Below are 19,353 nucleotides of genomic sequence, written 5' to 3' on the forward strand. Positions count from 1 at the left end.
TTTGTGGAAATTCTTCACACCGTCTTCACATCCCTTACGCTACAATAATAGTAAGATCGTGTAAATTGTACGCGGAGGCGATAGCAATGGCCAAGATTCTAATCAATCACTTATATAAACGGTATGCGAAGGATAAGCCGCCGGTCGTAAAGGATTTCCATCTGGAAATTCAGGACAGAGAGTTTCTCGTTTTCGTCGGCCCGTCCGGCTGCGGCAAATCGACAACGCTTCGCATGATCGCAGGCTTGGAGGATATCTCCGAGGGAGAGATCTATATCGGGGATACGCTGGTTAACGACCTGCCTCCGAAGGATCGGGATATTGCGATGGTGTTCCAGAATTATGCGTTGTATCCTAACATGTCGGTATATGAAAACATCGCCTTCGGACTTCGTTTACGCAAGCTGCCGAAGCACGAGATTGATCTCGCGGTGAAACGGGCCTCGAGGGTGCTCGAAATTGAGCAATATCTGGAGCGCAAGCCAAGAGAGCTCTCCGGGGGGCAGCGGCAGCGGGTGGCGCTCGGTCGGGCGATCGTACGAAATCCGCAGGTTTTCCTAATGGATGAACCGCTCTCGAACCTGGATGCGAAGCTTCGGGTGCAGATGCGCACGGAGATCATCAGCTTGCATAAGAAGCTTGGAGTTACCATGATCTATGTTACGCACGATCAGATTGAAGCGATGACCATGGGAGACCGCATCGTCGTCATGAAGGATGGCGTGATTCAGCAGGTGGATACGCCGGAGACGATTTATACGTTACCGAATAACACGTTTGTGGCCAGCTTTATCGGTTCGCCGCCGATGAATTTCATCGAGGGCCGAATTCAAGAAGGGGCCGGCGGGAAGCTGGAATTCCACACGCCGCGCTTTGCGCTGGAAGTTCCGGAAGGCAAAACACAAGCGCTTACGAAAAACAAACAAGTGAACCGCACCGTGATCTTGGGGATCCGACCGGAGAATGTCAGCTTGGAATCCCTAGTGTTCCAGGCGTTTCCCAAAGCGATTGTGCCGGGAGTCTTTAAGCTCGACGAGCTGATGGGTGCCGACCGCTTTCTGCATCTGGACATAGGCAAGGATAAGGCGCTAGTCGCACGTGTGAATCCGAGGTACCGCTTCAATGAGGATGATAAAGTCGAGGTTGCTCTCGACATGTCCAAGGCGCTGTTCTTTCATCATGAAACCGGCGAGCGCTTGCTTGATTAAGATCTATGGGGGAAAGGAGTGAAAAGTACCCATGCCCGTGTTGACCAAGTGGAAAACCTGCAAACGCTTACTTTCAACGTCGTTGATCGTAGCACTCGCTCTTACCAGCGCGCTTCCGGGAGCTCTTCCTAAGGCCGATGCCGCAGGAGAAACGCCGGCTGCCGCGAGTACCAGTGCTTCATTAATGAAAGACACGGAGCCGTACTATGCGGATGTATGGAAAGGCTGGCTGGAGAAGGGCGCTAAGCCGGCAACGGGGACTATCGAGCTTGCCGCAGCGAACAAAGCTGTCATACAAGCAATGAGTGACCATATCACCCTGGGAAGCTATGAGGGAAAGCCGAATACCCTGCAATGGACCGGAACCGGGAATGGCTGGGTCGAATATAAGCTGGACGTTCCGGCCGATGGATTGTACGAGATGGAGGTTTCTTATCGTCCCATTACAGGTAAAAGTCTGAGGCGTCCCGCCGTGTGGAATATGTCGCTGGACGGGAAGAGCCCGTTCCGCGAAGCTTCTTCCATCACATTGTACCGGCAGTGGAAGGATGTCAGGCCGATTAAGAAGGATGACCGGGGCGATGATATTCGACCAAGATCGGAGGACATCTCCGGCTGGATGGTGACCTCCTTGCGAGATTCCGGCGGGGCCTACGCGGAGCCGCTGCAGTGGTTTCTTACAAAAGGGACGCACGTCCTGCGGATTGAAGGCTACGAGCCGGTTGCGCTGGAGTCCATTAAGCTGACGCCGCCTAAGAAGCTCAAGACCTACGCTGAAGTGAAGGCTGCGTATCCGGGCGCCAAGCCGATAGCTGCCGATGTACTGACGATTCAAGCGGAGGAGCCTGCTGTCAAGAACGATTCCTCCATCCAGATGGCTTCGGATACGGACATGCGTACCTTCCCGTTAGCTACGGGGAACATCACCTTTAATTCCATTGGAGGGAAGCGGTGGTGGAATCAGAACCAGGAGCTGACCTGGACGCTGAACGTACCGGAATCGGGTCACTATAAGCTGGCCATGCGTACGCTGCAGAACACGATTTCCCAGAAGGCCTCTTATCGGACGATTCGCATTGACGGAAAGGTGCCGTTCCAGGAATTCCTGACGTATCGTTTCCCTTACAGCACAGGCTGGGAAGGGACGATTTTGCAGCAGGAGGACGGCACTCCATATGAGCTCTACCTGGAGAAGGGAACGCATACGCTCTCCATGGCCGTCACTCACGCTCCATATAAGCCGATTATTCTAGGTATTGAGAAGCTTCTTGATCTTCTGTATACCGTAGATCAGGATTTGCGTTCCCTCACCGGCGGAACGGATGACAAGAACCGAACCTGGAGAGTGGAGAAGGAGCTGCCCGACTTGACTCCTCGCATGAAGGAGGCTGCGAAGCAGTTGACACAGCTCGCCGGGCTGACCGAGCAGGTGAACGGCCGGCAGGACAATATCAGCCAAGGCTTTGCTTCCTCGGCGCTTGATCTTGAGAAGCTGCTGCAGAAGGTCGATGACATTCCATATCACTTAAGCACTATCACCTCGATGGAGGAGAAGGTCGCCAAGTTTATCGATGTCTTGATGCAGCAGCCTTTGCAGCTGGACGAAATTTATCTAGCTCCGGCGAACAAAGAGCTTCCCAAAATGACAGCGTCATGGCCGGCCAAAATCAAAGGAGCCGTTGTTAACTTCTTCTACACCTTCCGGACCAAGGACAGATTAACGGAGATGAAGGACACGGAGCTGAACGTTTGGGTGCATCGCGGAAGAGACTACGTTACGCAGCTCCAGGAGCTTGCCGATGAATTGTTTACACCGGAGACGGGAATTAAGGTACGAGTCAATCTTCTCCCGAATACGCAGCTGCTCGTCATGGCGAATGCAGCGGGCATTCAACCGGATATCGCCCTCGGCCTGTCTCAGGATCTTCCGGTTGACTATGCGATTAGAAACAGCATTCACGATTTGTCCCAGTTCCCGGACTTCAATGAAATCTATAAGCGGTACAGTCCCGGGTCTTGGCTGCCGTTTTATTACAACAAGGGCTATTACGCGATGCCGGAAACCCAGTCGTTCCAGGTGCTGTTCTACCGTAAAGATATCCTTGACCGCTTAAATATGAAGCTTCCGAATACTTGGGAGGACGTATATGCATTGCTTCCGGATCTTCAGCAGAACGATATGAATTTCTTCGTCAATCCTAAGGAATTCATGATGTTCTTCTTCCAGAACCGCAATGACTTCTTCAGCAAGGACGGCATGAAGACCGTTCTGGATACGCCGGAGGGCTTCCAAGCCTTCAGGCAGTGGACGGACATGTTCAATATTTATGCGATGGAGCGCGAGGTGCCAAGCTTCTATCAGCATTTCCGCAAAGGCACGATGCCGATCGGAATCTCCGATTACAATATGTACATTCAGCTCTCCGCAGCGGCACCGGAAATTAGCGGACGCTGGGGTATTGCTCCATTGCCGGGTACCAAGCAGCCTGATGGAAACATTACCCGATGGGCCGGCGGCGGTCAGACGACGGGCGTGATCTTCAAGGCATCCAACAAAAAGGATCAGGCGTGGCAATTTATGAAATGGTGGAATTCCGCCGAGGTGCAGGAGCGTTACGGCGCGGATTTGGAATCGTTCAACGGCATCTCGTTCCGCTGGAACACCTCGAACATCGAGGCATTCACCAAGCTGCCATGGAAGCGGGAGGACGCGAACGTCATTCTGGATCAGTGGCGCTGGTATAAGGATATGCCGAACCTGCCTGGGGGGTATTTCCTGACACGGGAAATCACAAATGCCTGGAACCGCACCGTTGTCGATGGGATGAACTACCGGAATTCCCTTGAGCTTGCCGTAATGGAAATCGACCGCGAGCTGAAGCGTAAGCAGCAGGAATTCGGGTTCGTCGATGTGGACGGCAATGTGAAGAAAACGTTGGATTTACCGGTAGTCGATAAGCCGTGGGAAGGAGTGAGGACGTATGTTAAATAATGGAACCGGCGCTATACAGCCTGCGGTGAAGGGTGTGAAGGCACAAGGAAAGCCGAGCCTGGCATCCAAATTCATGGGTCTTCTTTCCGAGATCTGGGCTTATCGCCTCTCCTATTTGTTCATTGCACCGTTCATGCTGTGCTTTGCAGCATTCATCGTCATACCGGTAGGCGCGGCGATCGTATTGAGCTTTACTTACTTTAATGCGATCGAACCGCCGCGTTTTATCGGCTGGAGCAACTTTCAGTATTTGATTTCACAGGATTTGCTTTTCCTGAAATATGCGCTTCCGAATACGTTCAAATTTGCGATTATTGTCGGTCCGGGCGGCTATATCGCCGCTTTCCTTCTGGCATGGCTTATCTCGCAGCTGCCGGGCTCCACGCGCCGCTGGTTTGCGCTCGCTATGTACACCCCGTCTCTTACGGCGGGGATCGCGATGGCGATTGTATGGCTTCCGATGCTGACAGGGGACCGGATCGGTTACCTGAACAGCATCCTGCTCGAGCTGGGATTTCTGGATGAGCCTCGGCTTTGGGTGACGGATAAGGCGTATCTCATGAACTCGATGATTGCCGTTACGCTATGGTCCAGCATGGGGGTCGGTTTCCTGGCGATGCTTGCAGGGATACTCAACGTAAACAGCGAGCTGTACGAGGCGGCACGCATCGATGGAATGAAGAGCCGCTTACAAGAGATTTGGTACATTACGATCCCTTCGATGAAGCCCCAAATGCTGTTCGGTGCGGTCATGGCCATCGTGTCCACCTTTAAGGCAGGGGCGATCGGGGTGGAGCTGTCAGGTACGAACCCGACGCCGCAATACGCGGGTCACTTGATCATTAACCATATTGACGATTATGGCTTTATCCGTTTCGAAATGGGTTATGCGGCGGCCATCTCGGTATTCCTCTTGCTTCTGATGTACGCATCCAATAAATTTTGCTGGGGCTTGTTCGGCTCGAAGGAGGATGAATGATGCAGCGCACCTTAACCTGGTGGAAGCAGCTGCCGCGGCTGTGGGGAGGGGGCGGCTCCAAGCTCAAGTCCATGGACGGCTTCCAGAAGCTGTTGATCCTGTTCCTTATCATACTGTCGGCGTTTATGCTGCTGCCGCTCGTCTATATATTTAACCATGCACTGAAGCCGTATCATGAATTGTTCGTGTATCCGCCTACCTTTCTGGTAAGAGAGCCGTCACTTCAGAACTTTGTAGAATTGCTGCTGGTAGCCTCCAGCTCTACGGTTCCGGTAAGCCGTTATCTGTTTAACAGTTTGATCATCTCAGGCGGAGCGGTAGTATGTGTCACGATCGTTAGCGCGATGTGCGCTTATCCGATTTCGAAGCATAAATTTCCGGGGCATAAAATGGTTTTCGCCACCATTATCCTGACGTTGATGTTTGCGCCGGAAGCGGTTCAAATTCCGCGTTATCTGGTCGTCAGCAACCTTGGCATTATGAACACGTACTGGGGGCATATTCTCCCACTGGTAGCGATGCCGGTCGGCGTGTTTCTGTTGAAGCAGTTTATCGATCAGCTGCCCAATGAGCTGCTCGAGGCGGCGCGAATCGACGGAGCGGGAGAATTTCTCATATTCTTGCGGGTCGTCATTCCCGTTTGTATGCCGGCGGTAGCGACCGTAGCGATCCTGACCTTCCAGAGCTCTTGGGGGAACGTCGAGACCTCCACGCTCTTTATGCAGGATGACGAAATGAAGAATTTCCCGTTCTTCTTGTCCACATTGACCAATAACTTGGCTAACAGCGTGGCGAGACAGGGAGCGGCAGCGTCAGCAGCACTTATCATGTTCATCCCGAACCTGATCATATTCTTGTTCTTCCAGGGGAAAGTGATCGCTACGATGGCTCACTCCGGGATTAAATAGGAAGGAGGAGAACGTTAGTTGAACAAACGTCATTCATTCAGATCGCTTCTCCTTGTACTATTGGTTGTCCTTATGACGGTTTCGATCTGGCCGGTTTCCGCATTCGCTTACGTCCCATATGACACCAATTATAAAGATAGCTTCGGCCAGCTCGTCTGGACACAATCGGCCTATAACCCTGTTGCGGCACTTGGCCGCGACATCTATGTGCCTGATCCGAAGGACCCGAGCAAGCAGGTATATTCTCCGCTCGTACAGCCTAAGGATTTGTTCATCGACAGCAAAGATCATATTTACATTGCCGATACCGGGAATAGCCGGATCGTGCATCTGGACGAGAAAGGACAGCTGCTTCGGATTCTGGATGTCAAAGAAAGTCCGCTGAAGAAGCCGGAGGGGCTGTTTATCGACCAAAAGGGCGATATTTATGTGGCCGATACCGGCAATAAGCGGGTCGTTCGTCTCGATAACAATGGAAAGCTGATGAAGGAATTCAAGCAGCCGACATCCAAATTTTTGCCGGACACCTTCAAGTATGATCCGATCAAGCTTGTCGTCGACAAGCGCGGGTTCCTCTATATTGCCACACTAGGCGGATATCAGGGATTGCTGCAGCTCGATCCGGACGGCAACTTCCTGAGCTTCTTCGGGGCCAATAAGACGGAATTTTCGGTTATGGACGCGTTCAAACGTCTCGTCTATACCCGTGAAATGTACCTTCGCGAAATCAGCAAGCTGCCGGGCTCGGTAGCCAGTGTGACCATTGACCAGAACGGGCTGATCTACACGGCGACCAAGGAAGTAGCCTCAGGGCAGCTTAAGAAGCTGAACATAGCAGGGAAGGATCTGCTAGCATTCAAGGATGAATTTTCCGACTCAGTCACGACCAAATCGTTCGGGGAAGTCAGATTCCCTCCGAAGGATAAGCTTCAGAAGCCCCAGCTCAGCGATTTGACGGTGGATCGCAGCGGTAACATTACGGCGATTGATTCGACTCTCAAGTATGTGAACCAATACGACGGCAACGGCAATCTCCTCTTCTTCTGGGGCGGCTCCTCACCGGCCTCCTCCAATCGTCTCGGCGTGGTGAAGACGCCTTCGGCGATTGCCAACAACTCGAAGAATGAGCTGTTCATCTTGGATGAAGAGAACGGCGCGGTCCAAATGTTCCGTCTGTCGGAATTCGGCGCTCTGGTGCATAAAGCGAACCAGCTCACCCAAGATGGACGCTATGAAGAGAGCGAGAAGCCTTGGCAGGAGGTGCTGCGCTTAAACGCCTACTATACTCCTGCGGTGCTTGGGCTTGCCAAAGCCGCTTATAAGAAAGGCGAATTCGAGAAGGCGGAGAGGCTGTTCTTCGAGGCGGGCTTCGTGCAAGGCTATTCGGACGCCTACTGGCAAATCCGTCTGCAATGGTTCCAGAAGCATTTCGGCTTGCTGATGAATATCGTACTCATCGGGGGCTTGGCTCTTTATCTCCTGAACCGCTTCACCCGTAACACGAGCTGGAGAAAGGCATGGAAGCATCGCAAGCCGTCGGAGATTCCGCTGGTGAATCAGTTAAAGCATGCCTTTTATATTCTGAAGCACCCTCTGGACGGGTTTGCTGCGATTCGTTATGAAGGAAAAGGCAGCATGCTTAGCAGCGCGATCCTGTTCCTCGTTTCGGCAGCTTCCTTCTGCGTGATGCGGGCAGGCACCGATTTCATGTTCAATCCGTCCGCGGCGCAGGAGATCAACCTAGTGACGATTTTCACCCAGTTCGTCATCGTCTGGTTCGGGTGGGTGATCTCGAACTACTTGATCAGCACGATCTATCGGGGAGAAGGCCGCTTCCGCGATGTGGTGTATGGCAGCTCGTATGCGTTATTCCCGTTTGTACTGCTGGGACTGCCGCTCACGTTCCTATCCAAACTGATGACGCTCAGCGAGGCTGCGATTTTCTCCTTCCTGGAGACGGCGCTGATCGCATGGGTTGCCCTGCTTATGGTATGGAAGGTGCAGGCAATGCAAAATTACAGCGTCGGAGAAACGGGCATGAACATCTTCCTGTCCATGGCGACCATGACGATTCTAGGCGTGTTGATCTTCGTAACGTTCGGCTTAACCAATGAGCTGAAGGACTTCTTCTATTCCGTGTACCAGGAGGTGACGATCCGATGACCCGCAACTATCGGAAATTCAAAATGTTATCCGCAGCCGCCTTGGCAGCTGTTACGGCTGCGGGTCTGCTCGTGTCGCAGTCGCCGCCGCAGCTCGGTATGGCTGCGGCACCGGCGCCGGCTGCTCCTGCTCCGGCGCAGCCGGCGGATTCGAAGCCTGCCGCTCAGACCACACCGGCTCCTGCCCAAGCACCAGCCCAAGCGCCTGCTGCCCAGGCGAACCGGGCAGCGGAGCTCCCTGACGAGAGCAAGTTCCGCATGGTCGCTGAGAATGCACAGCTTCGTCTGTGGGTTGACAGCGCGACTGGTCATTTCAAAACGGAGGACAAACGAAGCGGCAAGGTGCTTCGCTCGTATCCGAATCCGGAGCATTGGTCGAAGGAAACGATATCCGGTACGTGGAGGAACAACCTGCGCTCGCCGATCATGCTCGAATACATTGATATGGCCAATTTCAAGTCTCAGCCGAAGATCATCAGCTGGGTGGAGGACAAAGGCGTTCTGGAAGGGTTTCAGACCACCTCGGACGGGTTTAAGCTGACGTATCATTTTGCCGGTACCGGGTTTAAAATTCCAGTAGAGGTCAAGCTGGCCGACGATTATGTGGAGACGAAAATCGTGGACAGCGCCATTGTCGAAGGCAAGCTGTCGCTGCTCAATCTAAAGCTGTATCCGCTTCTGGGCGCTGAGCCTTCACTGGACCAAGAAGGATACATGCTCGTGCCGGACGGTCCCGGCGCACTGATCCGCTTCAAGCCGAACCGTACGCAGGACAAATCGATTTATCGGGAAAGCATCTATGGAAGCGACTATGCGTTCTTCAACGAAGAAACGGCCAGACAATATGTCGTGGCTCCGATTTTCGGATTGAAGTCCGGAGATACGGCGTTTGTGGCTGTGATGACCAGTGGAGAGGAATATGCAAAGCTGTTCGCATCCCCGTCAGGGGCGTTCGGGATTTCAAACTGGATCACACCGGAATGGCAGTATCGAGTGAAATTTTTCCAAAATACGAGTCAGAAGGGCAATGCCGGGTTCTTCACCTATAGCAAGGAGAGATTCTCCGTACCGCGTACCGTGCGATATTATTTGCTTGACCCGGCCCAAAGCGATTACACCGGAATGGCCTCCAAATACCGGCAGTATCTGATGAAGGACAAAGGCCTAAAGCCGCTGCAGACGGTAAGCAAAAAGATTCCGATGTTCGTGGATATCGTAGGTGCAGACCGGAAACAGGGGCTCATCTGGGATAAGTATTTGAAGGGTACCACGACGTCGGAAGCGACGGAGATGATCAACCGGCTGTATGGGCTGGGCATTGAGAACATGACGATTAACTATTCCGGCTGGCAGGAGGGCGGCTACAGCAAATATGGGGATTTAACCGAGGTGGATTCCCGTCTGGGCGGAAATAAAGGGATGAAGCAGTTTATTCAATTCGCTCACAGCTTGAAGCTCCCGGTGTTCTTGACGGCCAACTACAGCCAAAACAATACGGAAACGAACGGCTTTAGGCCGAGATACGACGGGATGCGCAATTTGGCCGGACGCCTGATTGAGTTTACTAACTTTAATAACCGGGACTTGATCACCATGATGAGTCCGCGCTACGCAACCCAAATGATTTCCAAGGATCTGCAGCTGTTTAAAGAGCTGGGCGCCGACGGACTGCATCTGGAGGACGGCATCGGACGTTACCTGAACAGCGACTTCAATGATCGCCACAGGGCTCCCCGCTCTGAGGTCAGGAAGCTGCATGAGCAGGCTATGAAGGAGATCAAGGAAACGCTCGGCGGCGTCAGCGTCGAAAGAGGCAATATGTACGGTATCGGAGAGCTGAAGCACATTCATCGTATTCAGCAGGATCATTCCCATGATCTCTTCGTCGATGAGGCGGTTCCGTTCCTGCAAATTGCTTTGCACGGGCTGGTCAGCTACACGTCGGACTGGTCTAATCTAAGGGATCAGTATCAAGAGGAGTTCTTACGCTCGATCGAGTATGGGGCTTACCCGGGCTTCATCTTTACTCATGCGGATTCCGGGGAAATGAAGGGCGCGTATTCGATCTGGTACTACAGCTTGAATTACCGGGATTGGGAAGTGAAGGCGCTGGAGGAGTACCAACGCTTCAACGAGGCGCTTGGCGATGTGCAGAACAAGCTCATTACCGGCCACCGGACGCTCGCGCCGAATGTGAAGCAGACGGAATACGAGAACGGGAAGAAGATCATCGTCAACTATAATGCCGAGCCGTATACCAACGGAAGCATCAAGGTTCCGGCACAAGACTTTATCGTGATTACAGGAGGGAAGACTCCATGAACCGTCGCAGATGGAAGCTAAGCGCCGTCTCCCTTCGGAAGCTGGAAGGCTCATTGTTTATTGCACCGTGGGCCTTCGGGTTCCTCACCTTTCTTGCCTTCCCGCTCGCATACTCGCTGTATATGAGCTTTCAAAGGGTTCGGATTACCGCCAGCGGGATTGAGTATACCCCTGTCGGCTTTCAGTACTACCGGGAAATTCTGCTGGCGGACGGGGGCTTGCTTTACAACGACCTGCTGCCGTTTCTCCGTCAATCGCTTTTCATGATTCCGATCATCGTCGTGTTTTCCTTGATGGTGGCAATTTTACTGAATCAGAAGTTTCTTGGCCGCGGTTTCTTTCGGGTCATTTTCTTCCTGCCGGTGATCTTCTCCTCCGGTCAAATTATCCAGGAGTTCATTACCCAAGGGGAAGGGACGCTTGGCTTTGTACAAGAATTCGAAATCGGCAGCTTCATTACCACATATCTTCCTGCCGCCTGGTCCGCACCGATCATTAAAGTCATTAGCTCGTTCGTGCTGGTGCTGTGGTACTCCGGCGTCCAGATTCTGATCTTTCTGGCGGGACGTCAGACGATCTCGGTCTCAGTGTATGAAGCCGCGAGAATCGACGGTGCGGACCCTTGGGAAACGTTTTGGAAAATTACGCTGCCCGGCATGTCTCCGTTTATTTTCCTGAACATCATTTATACGGTCGTTGACCTGTTTACCTTCCCGTCGAACCCGATTATTACGAAGGTAACTACAGCGAATTACGGCTTATCCAGTGCACTGGCATGGATTTATTTTATCATCGTCATGATTTTCCTTGGCATTGCGATCTTCATCTTTAGCAGATTGACCAAAACCGCAACCGCCAGCCGATAGAAGGGAGGGAACGACATGCAACGACTCACGGAGATTGTGAGAACAAGATACAGCCCGAAGGAACTGAATACAAGAAAGCTGCTTCTGAACACGCGCAACACGCTTCTAGGGAAGGAAGCCAACCAAGGACTTATCTTCCGGCTGTTCATGTACCTGATTCTGGTGGACACGGCATTTATCTATGTCAAGCCGATTCTGTATATGGTCACCACCATGATCAAGGATGCCAACAACCTGCTCGACCCTGCGGTAATCTGGGTGCCGCGGTCTCTCTTCTGGGGGCACCTGCAGGAAGCATTCCGGCTGCTGAAATATCCCAGCGCATTCTCCATCAGCTTAACGGCCTCGTTGTCCGTAGCCGTACTGCAGGTGATTTCCTGCGCTATTGCCGGTTATGCGTTTGCGCGGCTCGAATTCCCGTTTAAGAAAACCATGTTCGTGTGCCTGATCTTTTCCTTCGTCATGCCGCCGCAGGTAACGATTCTTCCCTCCATCTTGCTCTTCAAGGAGTTCGGATGGCTGAATACGTACCTGCCGCTCATTATCCCGGCGATTTTCGGGCACGGACTGAAGGGTGCTTTATTTGTTATCATCTTCCGGCAGTTTTTCTCAACCCTGCCTAAGGAGCTGGAGGAAGCGGCCAAGATTGACGGAGCGAGCGTATTCCGGGTGTTCTTCCGGGTGATGCTGCCGATTTCGAGCTCGGCCATTATCGTCGTATTCCTGTTCTCCTTCGTGTGGAACTGGAACGACTTCTATTATCCGTCAATGTACATGTTCGGGGCCAAAGAGGTTCCCTTGTCCATCAGCTTGTCGAGATTGGCCGCTGCGCTTACGGCGGAAGCGGAGCAATCGGGACCTAGCGTCTTTGCGGAGCCGATCAAAATGGCTGCATCCTTCCTCATTATCATGCCTGTGCTGGCGGTATACGCCTTTACTCAGCGCTGGTTCGTAGAAGGAGTGGAACGTACAGGACTGGTAGAATAGAACGGTAGCTATGAAGGAGGCCTTCTTCCGGCGGAGCAATCCGCTTTAGGAAGGGCCTCTTTCTTGCATTCCTGCTTGTCCCAATTGGCAGTGAAAGATATGATAGAGAGAAGAAGAAAGATCAGGGGGGCCGCCATGCGGATTTTGGTTGTTGAGGATGAACCGAAAATACGGGAAGTGCTGATCGCTTATCTTCGGAACGAAGGGTGGGCGGTTGACGATACGGGAAGCGGCCGGGAAGCGCTGGAATGGTTTCAAAGCCGATCCTATGACCTCGTCCTGCTTGATTTGATGCTGGAGGAACTTTCCGGGGAAGAGGTGTGCCGGGAGATCCGGCGCCATTCTATCGTTCCTATCATTATGCTTACCTCCAAATCGAAGGAGAGCGATACGATCGAAGGGCTTAACCTCGGTGCGGATGATTATATTGCCAAGCCTTACCGGATGAAGGAGGTCATCGCCCGGATCCATGCGCTGCTGCGCAGGGTAAGGACCTATGCTCCCGAAGTGCAATCAGCGTCTGTTCTCACGTTTGATAAAGGCAAGCTGGTGTTAAATCTGGAGGAGAAGACACTGCTGGTGCGGGGCCTGCTGACCGGCTTGACGTTGACCGAATTCAAGCTGATGAGCGTGCTGGCCGAGAAGCCGGGCAAGCTCTTCAGTCGAACGGAGCTGACGCAGCTCGTGTTAGGCTACCGGTTTATGGGGGACAGCCGCTCGATCGACACGCACGTGAAAAATTTGAGGAAAAAGATCGAAGAGGATGTCAAGGAGCCTAGGTATATTTTGACGATGGTAGGAGCCGGGTATAAATTCGCCGCGGAGCCTGACCGCAAGGATTGATATCGATGAAAGCTTATTTTCGCAAAATGAATGTCATCCTGTTTATTACCCTACAGATCAGCTTCCTTATCCTGTTATCCATCATTACTTATGGCTACAGCTACAACTGGGGCGATGTTTTTCAGCAATATCAGCAGGAGCAGGTGAAGATCAATGCCTTTAAAATGATGGATGATCTTCGCAATGAAGAGATGAGCGTCGGTCCGTACACGGAGGAGCAGCAAGCCTGGTTAACACGCCGCGCCACGTTGTATGGCATTCTTATTCGTTATGGCGAGGACCGGCAGCAAATATGGTTCGATATGTTCTCGCGCATCACAGACCCTAAGGCGGTCTACCTGCAGGAATTTCCCGTCGTAGCCAAAGGGGAGCATCGAGGCTTGCTTCAGGTCGCGTATCTCAAGCAGATGAACGAGCTGGACCCCAGCTTCGTAGCCTATCAGGGCATGATGAAGAAACGCTCCGCTCTCTTATTCGGCGTTGCTCTCTTCCTTTCGATTGTGATCAGTGTGATGGTTTCAAGGCTGCTCTCGCGCCATCTTCAGCGGCTGAAGGATACTGCGGACAAGATTCGGACCGGGGACCGGGAGACGAAGGCGGTTGTGCTCGGCCCGGAGGAGATCCGGCAGCTGGCGCTGACCTTGAACGAGCTTTCCGTGGAGCTGCGTCGGCAGGAGGATTGGCGTCACAACCTGATGGAGGATTTGACTCACGAGCTAAGGACCCCGTTAACCTCCATGCTTTCGCAGCTGGAGGCTATGATCGACGGCATTTATGAGGTGGACGTAGAGTGGCTGCAGCAAATCTATGATGAAATCATCCGGCTGACCCGGCTTGTAACCGATATGGAGAAGCTATCGGAGGCGGAAGCGGCACGGTTCACCATCCATATCACCAAGGTGGATTTAATCCAACTGACGGAGCAAGTATTTCGAAGCTTTCAGCCGCTCGCCAAAAGCAAGGGCATCCGGATGCGGTTCAGCAATCCGAATGTACCGTGCTACGCTGAGGTGGATCGCGATAAGATCGTCCAGGTGGTCTCCAATCTGGTATCCAATGCAATCAAATACACAAACGACGGCGGCACGATCACGATCGGTGTGGACTGGCACGGCGATTATACGATTCTATATTGCAGGGATACGGGAATTGGCATCGGACCGCAGGACCAGCCCTACGTGTTTAATCGGTTGTACCGGGCAGACAAGTCCCGCTCCCGCTTCAGCGGCGGTGTAGGCTTGGGACTTAGCATTGCCAAGGCGCTTGTGGAAGCGCATGACGGTGTGATTGAGCTGGAAAGCGAGCTCGGTAAGGGGTCGCTGTTCCGGGTGACGATTCCAAATCAGTACAAAAATATGAAAGCCCTGCACAACGAATTGAACGCATAGACGTGCAAGGGAAAGAAAGCATAGGGGAAGCGAGCTTGCCGATGATCGCTATGCCTGGCTAAAAGTGCTATGGACGTGGCTGCAAAGGAAGCTATTCTCGTGGATACGGATTCTGCGTTGGCTAAGTTTGCGGACAAATTAGAGATCAGCGGTTGGGCGTCAAAGGATTTGGCCAAAACAGCGGAGAACGGTCTGGCGCTAGGAACCGGTGAAAACCTGGAACCGAAAGCAAACATGACTCGTGCTGAGACAGCCACTTTACTCCAGCGTTTGCTGTCAAAGTTTAAACTTATTAATAGTAATAAATGAGCTTGAGAGGGCGGCTGCTTTTGCAGCCGTTCTTATTTTTTGCGGTAAGCAGTGGTTCGGCTATAACCATGGAGATACCAATGCAAAGCTGCAAATGTGCAGAAATCTACGTTCCCAACCTAGGTTCAGAGCGTGATTTGTGCAAAACCGCACCTTTCAGAGCCCATAATGGCTGAAAACGAGCCTTAGGGTTTCGGAATGCTGCACATACGCAGAAATCAACTCGCTTTCTTGGAAAAAAACGGATAATTGCTGCACATTAGCAGAAATCCGTTCGACGGTGGGGCGGGGCCTTGGTACTGACGCGCTGATGCCGGTTAGTGTCGAGGTATTGTCAAGTACTAAAGGCTGAGTAGCTGCTTAAAGAGAAGATTCAAGAAAGATGGTTTATAAACGTATTTTCCCTTTCTTTTGGCAAACAGATATAGCATGATTGGTAGGGGCGTAATGGGGGGACCGGGAAGGGCTCACCTCGCGCATTTTTTTTCCGCCGTTAAATGACCAATGGTTAATAAGCGTATTTGGAGGTATATCATTACATGAAGTTTAGTGAGTTTCACCGAACGATTCAGCTTAGAATCGGTCTGGCCTTTGGAACGAGTCTTATGAACAACCTGACGACGCCGTTCATGGCCATTTATTTTGCAAGTAAGCTGGGCATGACTTTTGCCGGGATGGCTACGATCCTCTTTATTCTTGTCGGAGCCTTTAGCGGCTTTGTCGGCGGATACTACGCGGACCGGATCGGACGGAAGAAGCTCGTTCTTCTGGCAGAGGCCATGTGGGCGCTGAGCTGCCTTGTCATTGCTTTGGCCAATTCGCCCTGGTATACTTCGCCCGCTGTCACTTTCCTCATGACACTTGTGATCAACTTCTGCTGGGGGATCCATGGGCCGGCGGTTGACGGAATGATGCTGGACGCGTCGAAGCCGGAGGAACGCAAATATATGTACGGAATGATGTATTGGGCCAACAATCTGTCGATTGCTTTAGCTGGAGTGGTCGGGGCTTATTTGTTCAAGGATTACCTGTTCGGCTTGTTTCTGGCAGAAGCCGCTATGGTAGCTGTGTCCTGGTTTATCATGTACCTGTTCATAGATGAAAGCTACCAAGCTAAGTCCGTACCGTCAGCCAAGAGTGCCGGACTTCGTCTGTGGGACAACTACAAGAAGGTGTTTCAGGATAAAACCTTCATCATCTTCATTGCCGCCAGCATGCTGATTATGTCGGTAGAATTTCATTTAGGCAATTACATTGGGATCCGCTTGGAAAAAGAGGTGGCGGAGGCCAACATTTTTAACTGGGGAGCTTGGTCTTATCAAGTTAACGGCATTCAGCTGCTGGGTCTGCTGCGCACAGAAAATACGATTCTCGTCGTGCTGTTATCGTTCTTGATGCGGACGCTGATGCAGCGTTTCCCGGAAAAGCCGCTTTTGATGGGAGGCTTTCTCGCCTATGTTCTGTTTTACAGCCTGATCGCTTACAGCGACCGTCCGTGGTTGCTATTCGGCGCCATGGTTATCGCGACCTTCGGAGAGCTGTTATACGTTCCGATTAAGCAGGCGTATTTGGGGTACATTGTTCCCGAGCATGCCCGCGGCTCCTATATGGCCATGTATAGCTTAACCTGGCGAGGAGCTCTCCTTATTGCCGGCGGCGGAATCATGCTCGGAGGGTGGTTGCCGGCTTGGATGATGGCATCCATCATTTTGATTACCGGTTTAACCGGGATCGCCCTGTTCTATCTCATACCCCCGAGGATGGAAGCCAAACGGGTTGAGCCTGCATCTTCCGCTTCCGCTTTCACTTCCGCCGAAGCTGTTTCCGCTTAGAAATTTCGATGAGACCGATCCGAGCTTACGGGTCGGTCTTTATGCATGAGCTTCGTTTATGTATATTTGGACGGGGCGACGCCGGTTGCTTTCGTAAACGCCTTATAAAAGTTGGAATAGTCTTCAAACCCGGATAAGCGCGCGGCTTCCGCAGGAGGCACGGATAGCTTTAATAAGGCGGCTGCTTTGGACAGACGCTTGTTCAGCACATACTGCTTAAAGGAAACACCCATGGTCTTTTTGAATAAATGCGAGAAGTAATACTTATTGATATGAAATCTTCCTTCGATCTCATCCAATGTCATGTTGACGGACAAATGGTCATGGATGTAACGGATGATCCTCTCCAGCTTCTCATGCTGCTCAAGTGTCGGTTCATCAGGCCCGGAGTAGGAGGAAATCAATTCATTGATATGGACGAGCAGACGAATGAAGGTGAGTTCGATCAGCAGCCGGTTCTGAGGATTGAGCTCTTGGCCTAATTGTTCGATTTCGGTAAAATAACGCCGGAGCTGCGCTTCCTCGACGATGCTTGCCGGCAGCCGATTGAAGCTGGCGGGCTTCTTCCTTTCGAAATACTGGAGAAGATCATAGCCCGGGCTGCAATAATGGCTGCAAAATTGCGGCTTGAAAAAGACAAGGATCCGCTCATAGCTTTCATCCGTACTGAAATAAGGGCGGTGCATTTCCTTATTGTTAAAGATAAGCAGGTCTCCCGGAAGGAGACTATAGCTTTTGCCCTCTATCTGGTAATCAACGCTGCCGGAAATGAGGTAATACAGCTGATAACGGGATTCCAAATACAGCCGGTGCTGGTCGTTATCCGGCTTCGGTGTCAGGCTGTGCATGTAGGTGAAGGCTCCGTTCCCCAGCTGAAAGGCAACCATTGTTGTGGACATAGGACAATCTCCTTTCCCGAATGGCCAAAGCCGAAACGCGATGATGGTGACCTGGTAAGATGAAGGAGGTAAGACTAGCAATAAAATTGAAGAAATAGCAAGCTTTGCAATTATAATAGCAATATTTACCATACCCAGTAAAGTGGCCTTTGAATTATACTTAGCCCAGTCGGACCCAATGGAGGGGGGATATGGAATTTATTTTGACGAAACAGCCTGTAACTCTTGGACATCCAGTTGATGACTCGATAGTAAGCCACGAAATGGAAGCGCTTAACTAAATGATGGGAGGTCATCGAATGAAAGCTAGGAAAGCATTGGCAGGTTCTCTTCTAGCCTTAAGCTTAGGAATAACAACTGCTTGTACGGGAGGCAGCGCTCCGGAAGGCCCAGCGCCGCAGGCTGTTGAACCCAGCAAGACTAAAGAGCCGGTGGAGTTAATTATTAGTCCTTACTGGCTCAGTATGAGCGACCAAGAATTTGAGGATTTGATGTTCAAGCCGCTCAAGGAAAAATTCCCGCATATCACGATGAAGCTGGATCGGACGGATCCGATCAAGATGCAAGCGAACGGCCAGTTTCCTGACATATTCTACACGGCAAATTCCAGACTCAGCTTATATTTCGATTTAAATATTCCCTATGATATGAGCCAGTTGGTCAAGAAGCACAACCTGGACTTGAACAAGTTCGCCAAGCCCAACATTGATTGGGTTAGAGAGCTCGGTCCCAAGGGCGAAATTTACGGGATCCCGTTTGATTTAAATCACATGGCGCTTTTCTACAACAAGGATTTGTTCGATAAGCGAGGTGTTCCCTATCCTAAGGAAGGAATCACATGGGATGAGCTGTATGACCTGGCGAAAAAGCTGACATATGTAGAAAATGGAGTTCAATACCGCGGGGTCCTGCCGCAAAACCCGGAATTTTTCACCCGCGTGAAGTCTACGCCGCTGATTGATGCCCAGACGAATAAGAGCTTGATCGACACGCCCGAGAATAAAGTCATCTTGGAGAGAATTCAAAGATTTTTTCAAATTCCAGGTATGATTGTTAATAATGAGTATCCGATTAAGGGAGCGGATTTCATCAAGGATCAAACGGTGGCGATGTACGTGAATTGGCTTACCGACGTCTCCAGCACGATGCAAGCAGGCAATGTAACTATGAACTTTGACATCACGGCTGCTCCGGTGCTTACCGAATTGCCGGGTTTGACCATCGACCCTGGTGCCAAGCTGCTGGGAGTTTCCAATACAAGCCAGCATAAAGAGGAAGCGTTCGAGGTCATTCAGTTCTTGACGACTTCTCCCGAAGTGCAATCGCGAATCAACCGCAGGGCACGTCTAACGGCGCTTGCAGACGAGACGATCCGAAGCCAGTTTGGCGCTGACATGGAAGTGCTGAAAGGGAAAAATGTGCAGGCCGCTCTAAAGGTAAAGCCGGCCAAGATGATCCCGCCCAACATTCATACAATCACCGCTGCAGGCGGACTGAACGGCGTGCTGAAGGATTTGGCCTTGGGTACTAAGGATATTAATACGCTGCTGAGAGAAGCCCAGGAAGCCGCGGACAAGAAAATAGAGCAGGACATGAAAGCGAAAAAGTAGGGCTTAACTGTGCCGTATAAAATGTAACCGGATACAAGTGAAGAATTA

General features: G+C 51.7%; 14 protein-coding genes. 13 read left to right on the forward strand and 1 reads right to left on the reverse strand.

Going from position 1 to position 19,353, the window contains the following annotated elements; genetic code table 11:
- The first annotated feature begins 86 nt into the window (after positions 1 to 86).
- The 12 genes from RAC89_RS23635 to RAC89_RS23690 all read left to right on the forward strand — a co-directional run bounded on the left by RAC89_RS23635 (position 87) and on the right by RAC89_RS23690 (position 16,796).
- Positions 87 to 1,208, forward strand: coding sequence for an ABC transporter ATP-binding protein (locus RAC89_RS23635; RefSeq protein ID WP_306616215.1), 1,122 nt, complete (start codon positions 87 to 89; stop codon positions 1,206 to 1,208).
- A gap of 31 nt (positions 1,209 to 1,239) precedes the next feature.
- The gene (locus tag RAC89_RS23640) at positions 1,240 to 4,200 is read left to right on the forward strand and encodes an extracellular solute-binding protein (RefSeq protein ID WP_373430049.1); all 2,961 of its coding nucleotides are present in this window, start codon (positions 1,240 to 1,242) and stop codon (positions 4,198 to 4,200) included.
- A gap of 73 nt (positions 4,201 to 4,273) precedes the next feature.
- Complete coding sequence (locus RAC89_RS23645) at positions 4,274 to 5,179, forward strand: carbohydrate ABC transporter permease (protein WP_284646680.1); 906 nt, start codon at positions 4,274 to 4,276, stop codon at positions 5,177 to 5,179.
- Positions 5,179 to 6,087: a carbohydrate ABC transporter permease gene (locus tag RAC89_RS23650; protein ID WP_284645391.1), complete on the forward strand. Its 909-nt coding sequence runs from the start codon at positions 5,179 to 5,181 to the stop codon at positions 6,085 to 6,087. The genes RAC89_RS23645 and RAC89_RS23650 overlap by 1 nt, the downstream gene beginning before the upstream one ends.
- 18 nt (positions 6,088 to 6,105) lie before the next feature.
- Positions 6,106 to 8,250, forward strand: a complete 2,145-nt coding sequence (locus tag RAC89_RS23655; RefSeq protein WP_306616217.1) for a YIP1 family protein — start codon at positions 6,106 to 6,108, stop codon at positions 8,248 to 8,250.
- Positions 8,247 to 10,571 (forward strand): DUF5696 domain-containing protein, encoded by a 2,325-nt coding sequence (locus RAC89_RS23660; protein WP_306616218.1) that lies wholly within the window; start codon positions 8,247 to 8,249, stop codon positions 10,569 to 10,571. Before RAC89_RS23655 ends, RAC89_RS23660 begins: the two co-directional genes overlap by 4 nt.
- Positions 10,568 to 11,437, forward strand: a complete 870-nt coding sequence (locus RAC89_RS23665) for a carbohydrate ABC transporter permease (RefSeq protein WP_284645394.1) — start codon at positions 10,568 to 10,570, stop codon at positions 11,435 to 11,437. The genes RAC89_RS23660 and RAC89_RS23665 overlap by 4 nt, the downstream gene beginning before the upstream one ends.
- 15 nt (positions 11,438 to 11,452) lie before the next feature.
- Positions 11,453 to 12,424, forward strand: coding sequence for a carbohydrate ABC transporter permease (locus RAC89_RS23670; protein WP_284645395.1), 972 nt, complete (start codon positions 11,453 to 11,455; stop codon positions 12,422 to 12,424).
- A gap of 135 nt (positions 12,425 to 12,559) precedes the next feature.
- Positions 12,560 to 13,267, forward strand: coding sequence for a response regulator transcription factor (locus RAC89_RS23675; RefSeq protein WP_284645396.1), 708 nt, complete (start codon positions 12,560 to 12,562; stop codon positions 13,265 to 13,267).
- Positions 13,268 to 13,272: 5 nt separating this feature from the next.
- A complete protein-coding gene (locus tag RAC89_RS23680; protein ID WP_306616219.1) occupies positions 13,273 to 14,655 on the forward strand; it encodes a sensor histidine kinase in 1,383 nt (460 codons plus the stop codon).
- A gap of 117 nt (positions 14,656 to 14,772) precedes the next feature.
- A complete protein-coding gene (locus tag RAC89_RS23685; RefSeq protein ID WP_306616220.1) occupies positions 14,773 to 14,964 on the forward strand; it encodes an S-layer homology domain-containing protein in 192 nt (63 codons plus the stop codon).
- A 539-nt stretch (positions 14,965 to 15,503) separates the two neighbouring features.
- On the forward strand, positions 15,504 to 16,796 hold the full coding sequence (locus RAC89_RS23690) for an MFS transporter (RefSeq protein ID WP_306616221.1): 1,293 nt from the start codon (positions 15,504 to 15,506) through the stop codon (positions 16,794 to 16,796).
- Between the two features lie 56 nt (positions 16,797 to 16,852).
- Here RAC89_RS23690 and RAC89_RS23695 read toward each other — a convergent pair whose 3' ends face one another.
- Positions 16,853 to 17,695 (reverse strand): AraC family transcriptional regulator, encoded by an 843-nt coding sequence (locus RAC89_RS23695; RefSeq protein WP_306616222.1) that lies wholly within the window; start codon positions 17,693 to 17,695, stop codon positions 16,853 to 16,855.
- Between the two features lie 299 nt (positions 17,696 to 17,994).
- On the opposite strand from RAC89_RS23695, the gene RAC89_RS23700 reads away from it, so the two are divergent.
- Positions 17,995 to 19,305 (forward strand): ABC transporter substrate-binding protein, encoded by a 1,311-nt coding sequence (locus RAC89_RS23700; protein ID WP_306616223.1) that lies wholly within the window; start codon positions 17,995 to 17,997, stop codon positions 19,303 to 19,305.
- Positions 19,306 to 19,353: the final 48 nt, after the last annotated feature.

The sequence above is a fragment of the Paenibacillus sp. GD4 genome (assembly GCF_030846225.1).
Lineage (GTDB): Bacteria > Bacillota > Bacilli > Paenibacillales > NBRC-103111 > Paenibacillus_G > Paenibacillus_G silviterrae.

Excerpts from the sequence above, each read along its gene's own strand:
- RAC89_RS23635 (WP_306616215.1), top strand. The coding sequence starts at position 87 with ATGGCCAAGATTCTAATCAATCACTTATATAAACGGTATGCGAAGGAT.
- RAC89_RS23640 (WP_373430049.1), top strand. The coding sequence starts at position 1,240 with ATGCCCGTGTTGACCAAGTGGAAAACCTGCAAACGCTTACTTTCAACG.
- RAC89_RS23645 (WP_284646680.1), top strand. The coding sequence starts at position 4,274 with ATGGGTCTTCTTTCCGAGATCTGGGCTTATCGCCTCTCCTATTTGTTC.
- RAC89_RS23650 (WP_284645391.1), top strand. The coding sequence starts at position 5,179 with ATGCAGCGCACCTTAACCTGGTGGAAGCAGCTGCCGCGGCTGTGGGGA.
- RAC89_RS23660 (WP_306616218.1), top strand. The coding sequence starts at position 8,247 with ATGACCCGCAACTATCGGAAATTCAAAATGTTATCCGCAGCCGCCTTG.
- RAC89_RS23665 (WP_284645394.1), top strand. The coding sequence starts at position 10,568 with ATGAACCGTCGCAGATGGAAGCTAAGCGCCGTCTCCCTTCGGAAGCTG.
- RAC89_RS23670 (WP_284645395.1), top strand. The coding sequence starts at position 11,453 with ATGCAACGACTCACGGAGATTGTGAGAACAAGATACAGCCCGAAGGAA.
- RAC89_RS23675 (WP_284645396.1), top strand. The coding sequence starts at position 12,560 with ATGCGGATTTTGGTTGTTGAGGATGAACCGAAAATACGGGAAGTGCTG.
- RAC89_RS23680 (WP_306616219.1), top strand. The coding sequence starts at position 13,273 with ATGAAAGCTTATTTTCGCAAAATGAATGTCATCCTGTTTATTACCCTA.
- RAC89_RS23690 (WP_306616221.1), top strand. The coding sequence starts at position 15,504 with ATGAAGTTTAGTGAGTTTCACCGAACGATTCAGCTTAGAATCGGTCTG.
- RAC89_RS23695 (WP_306616222.1), bottom strand. The coding sequence starts at position 17,695 with ATGTCCACAACAATGGTTGCCTTTCAGCTGGGGAACGGAGCCTTCACC.
- RAC89_RS23700 (WP_306616223.1), top strand. The coding sequence starts at position 17,995 with ATGAAAGCTAGGAAAGCATTGGCAGGTTCTCTTCTAGCCTTAAGCTTA.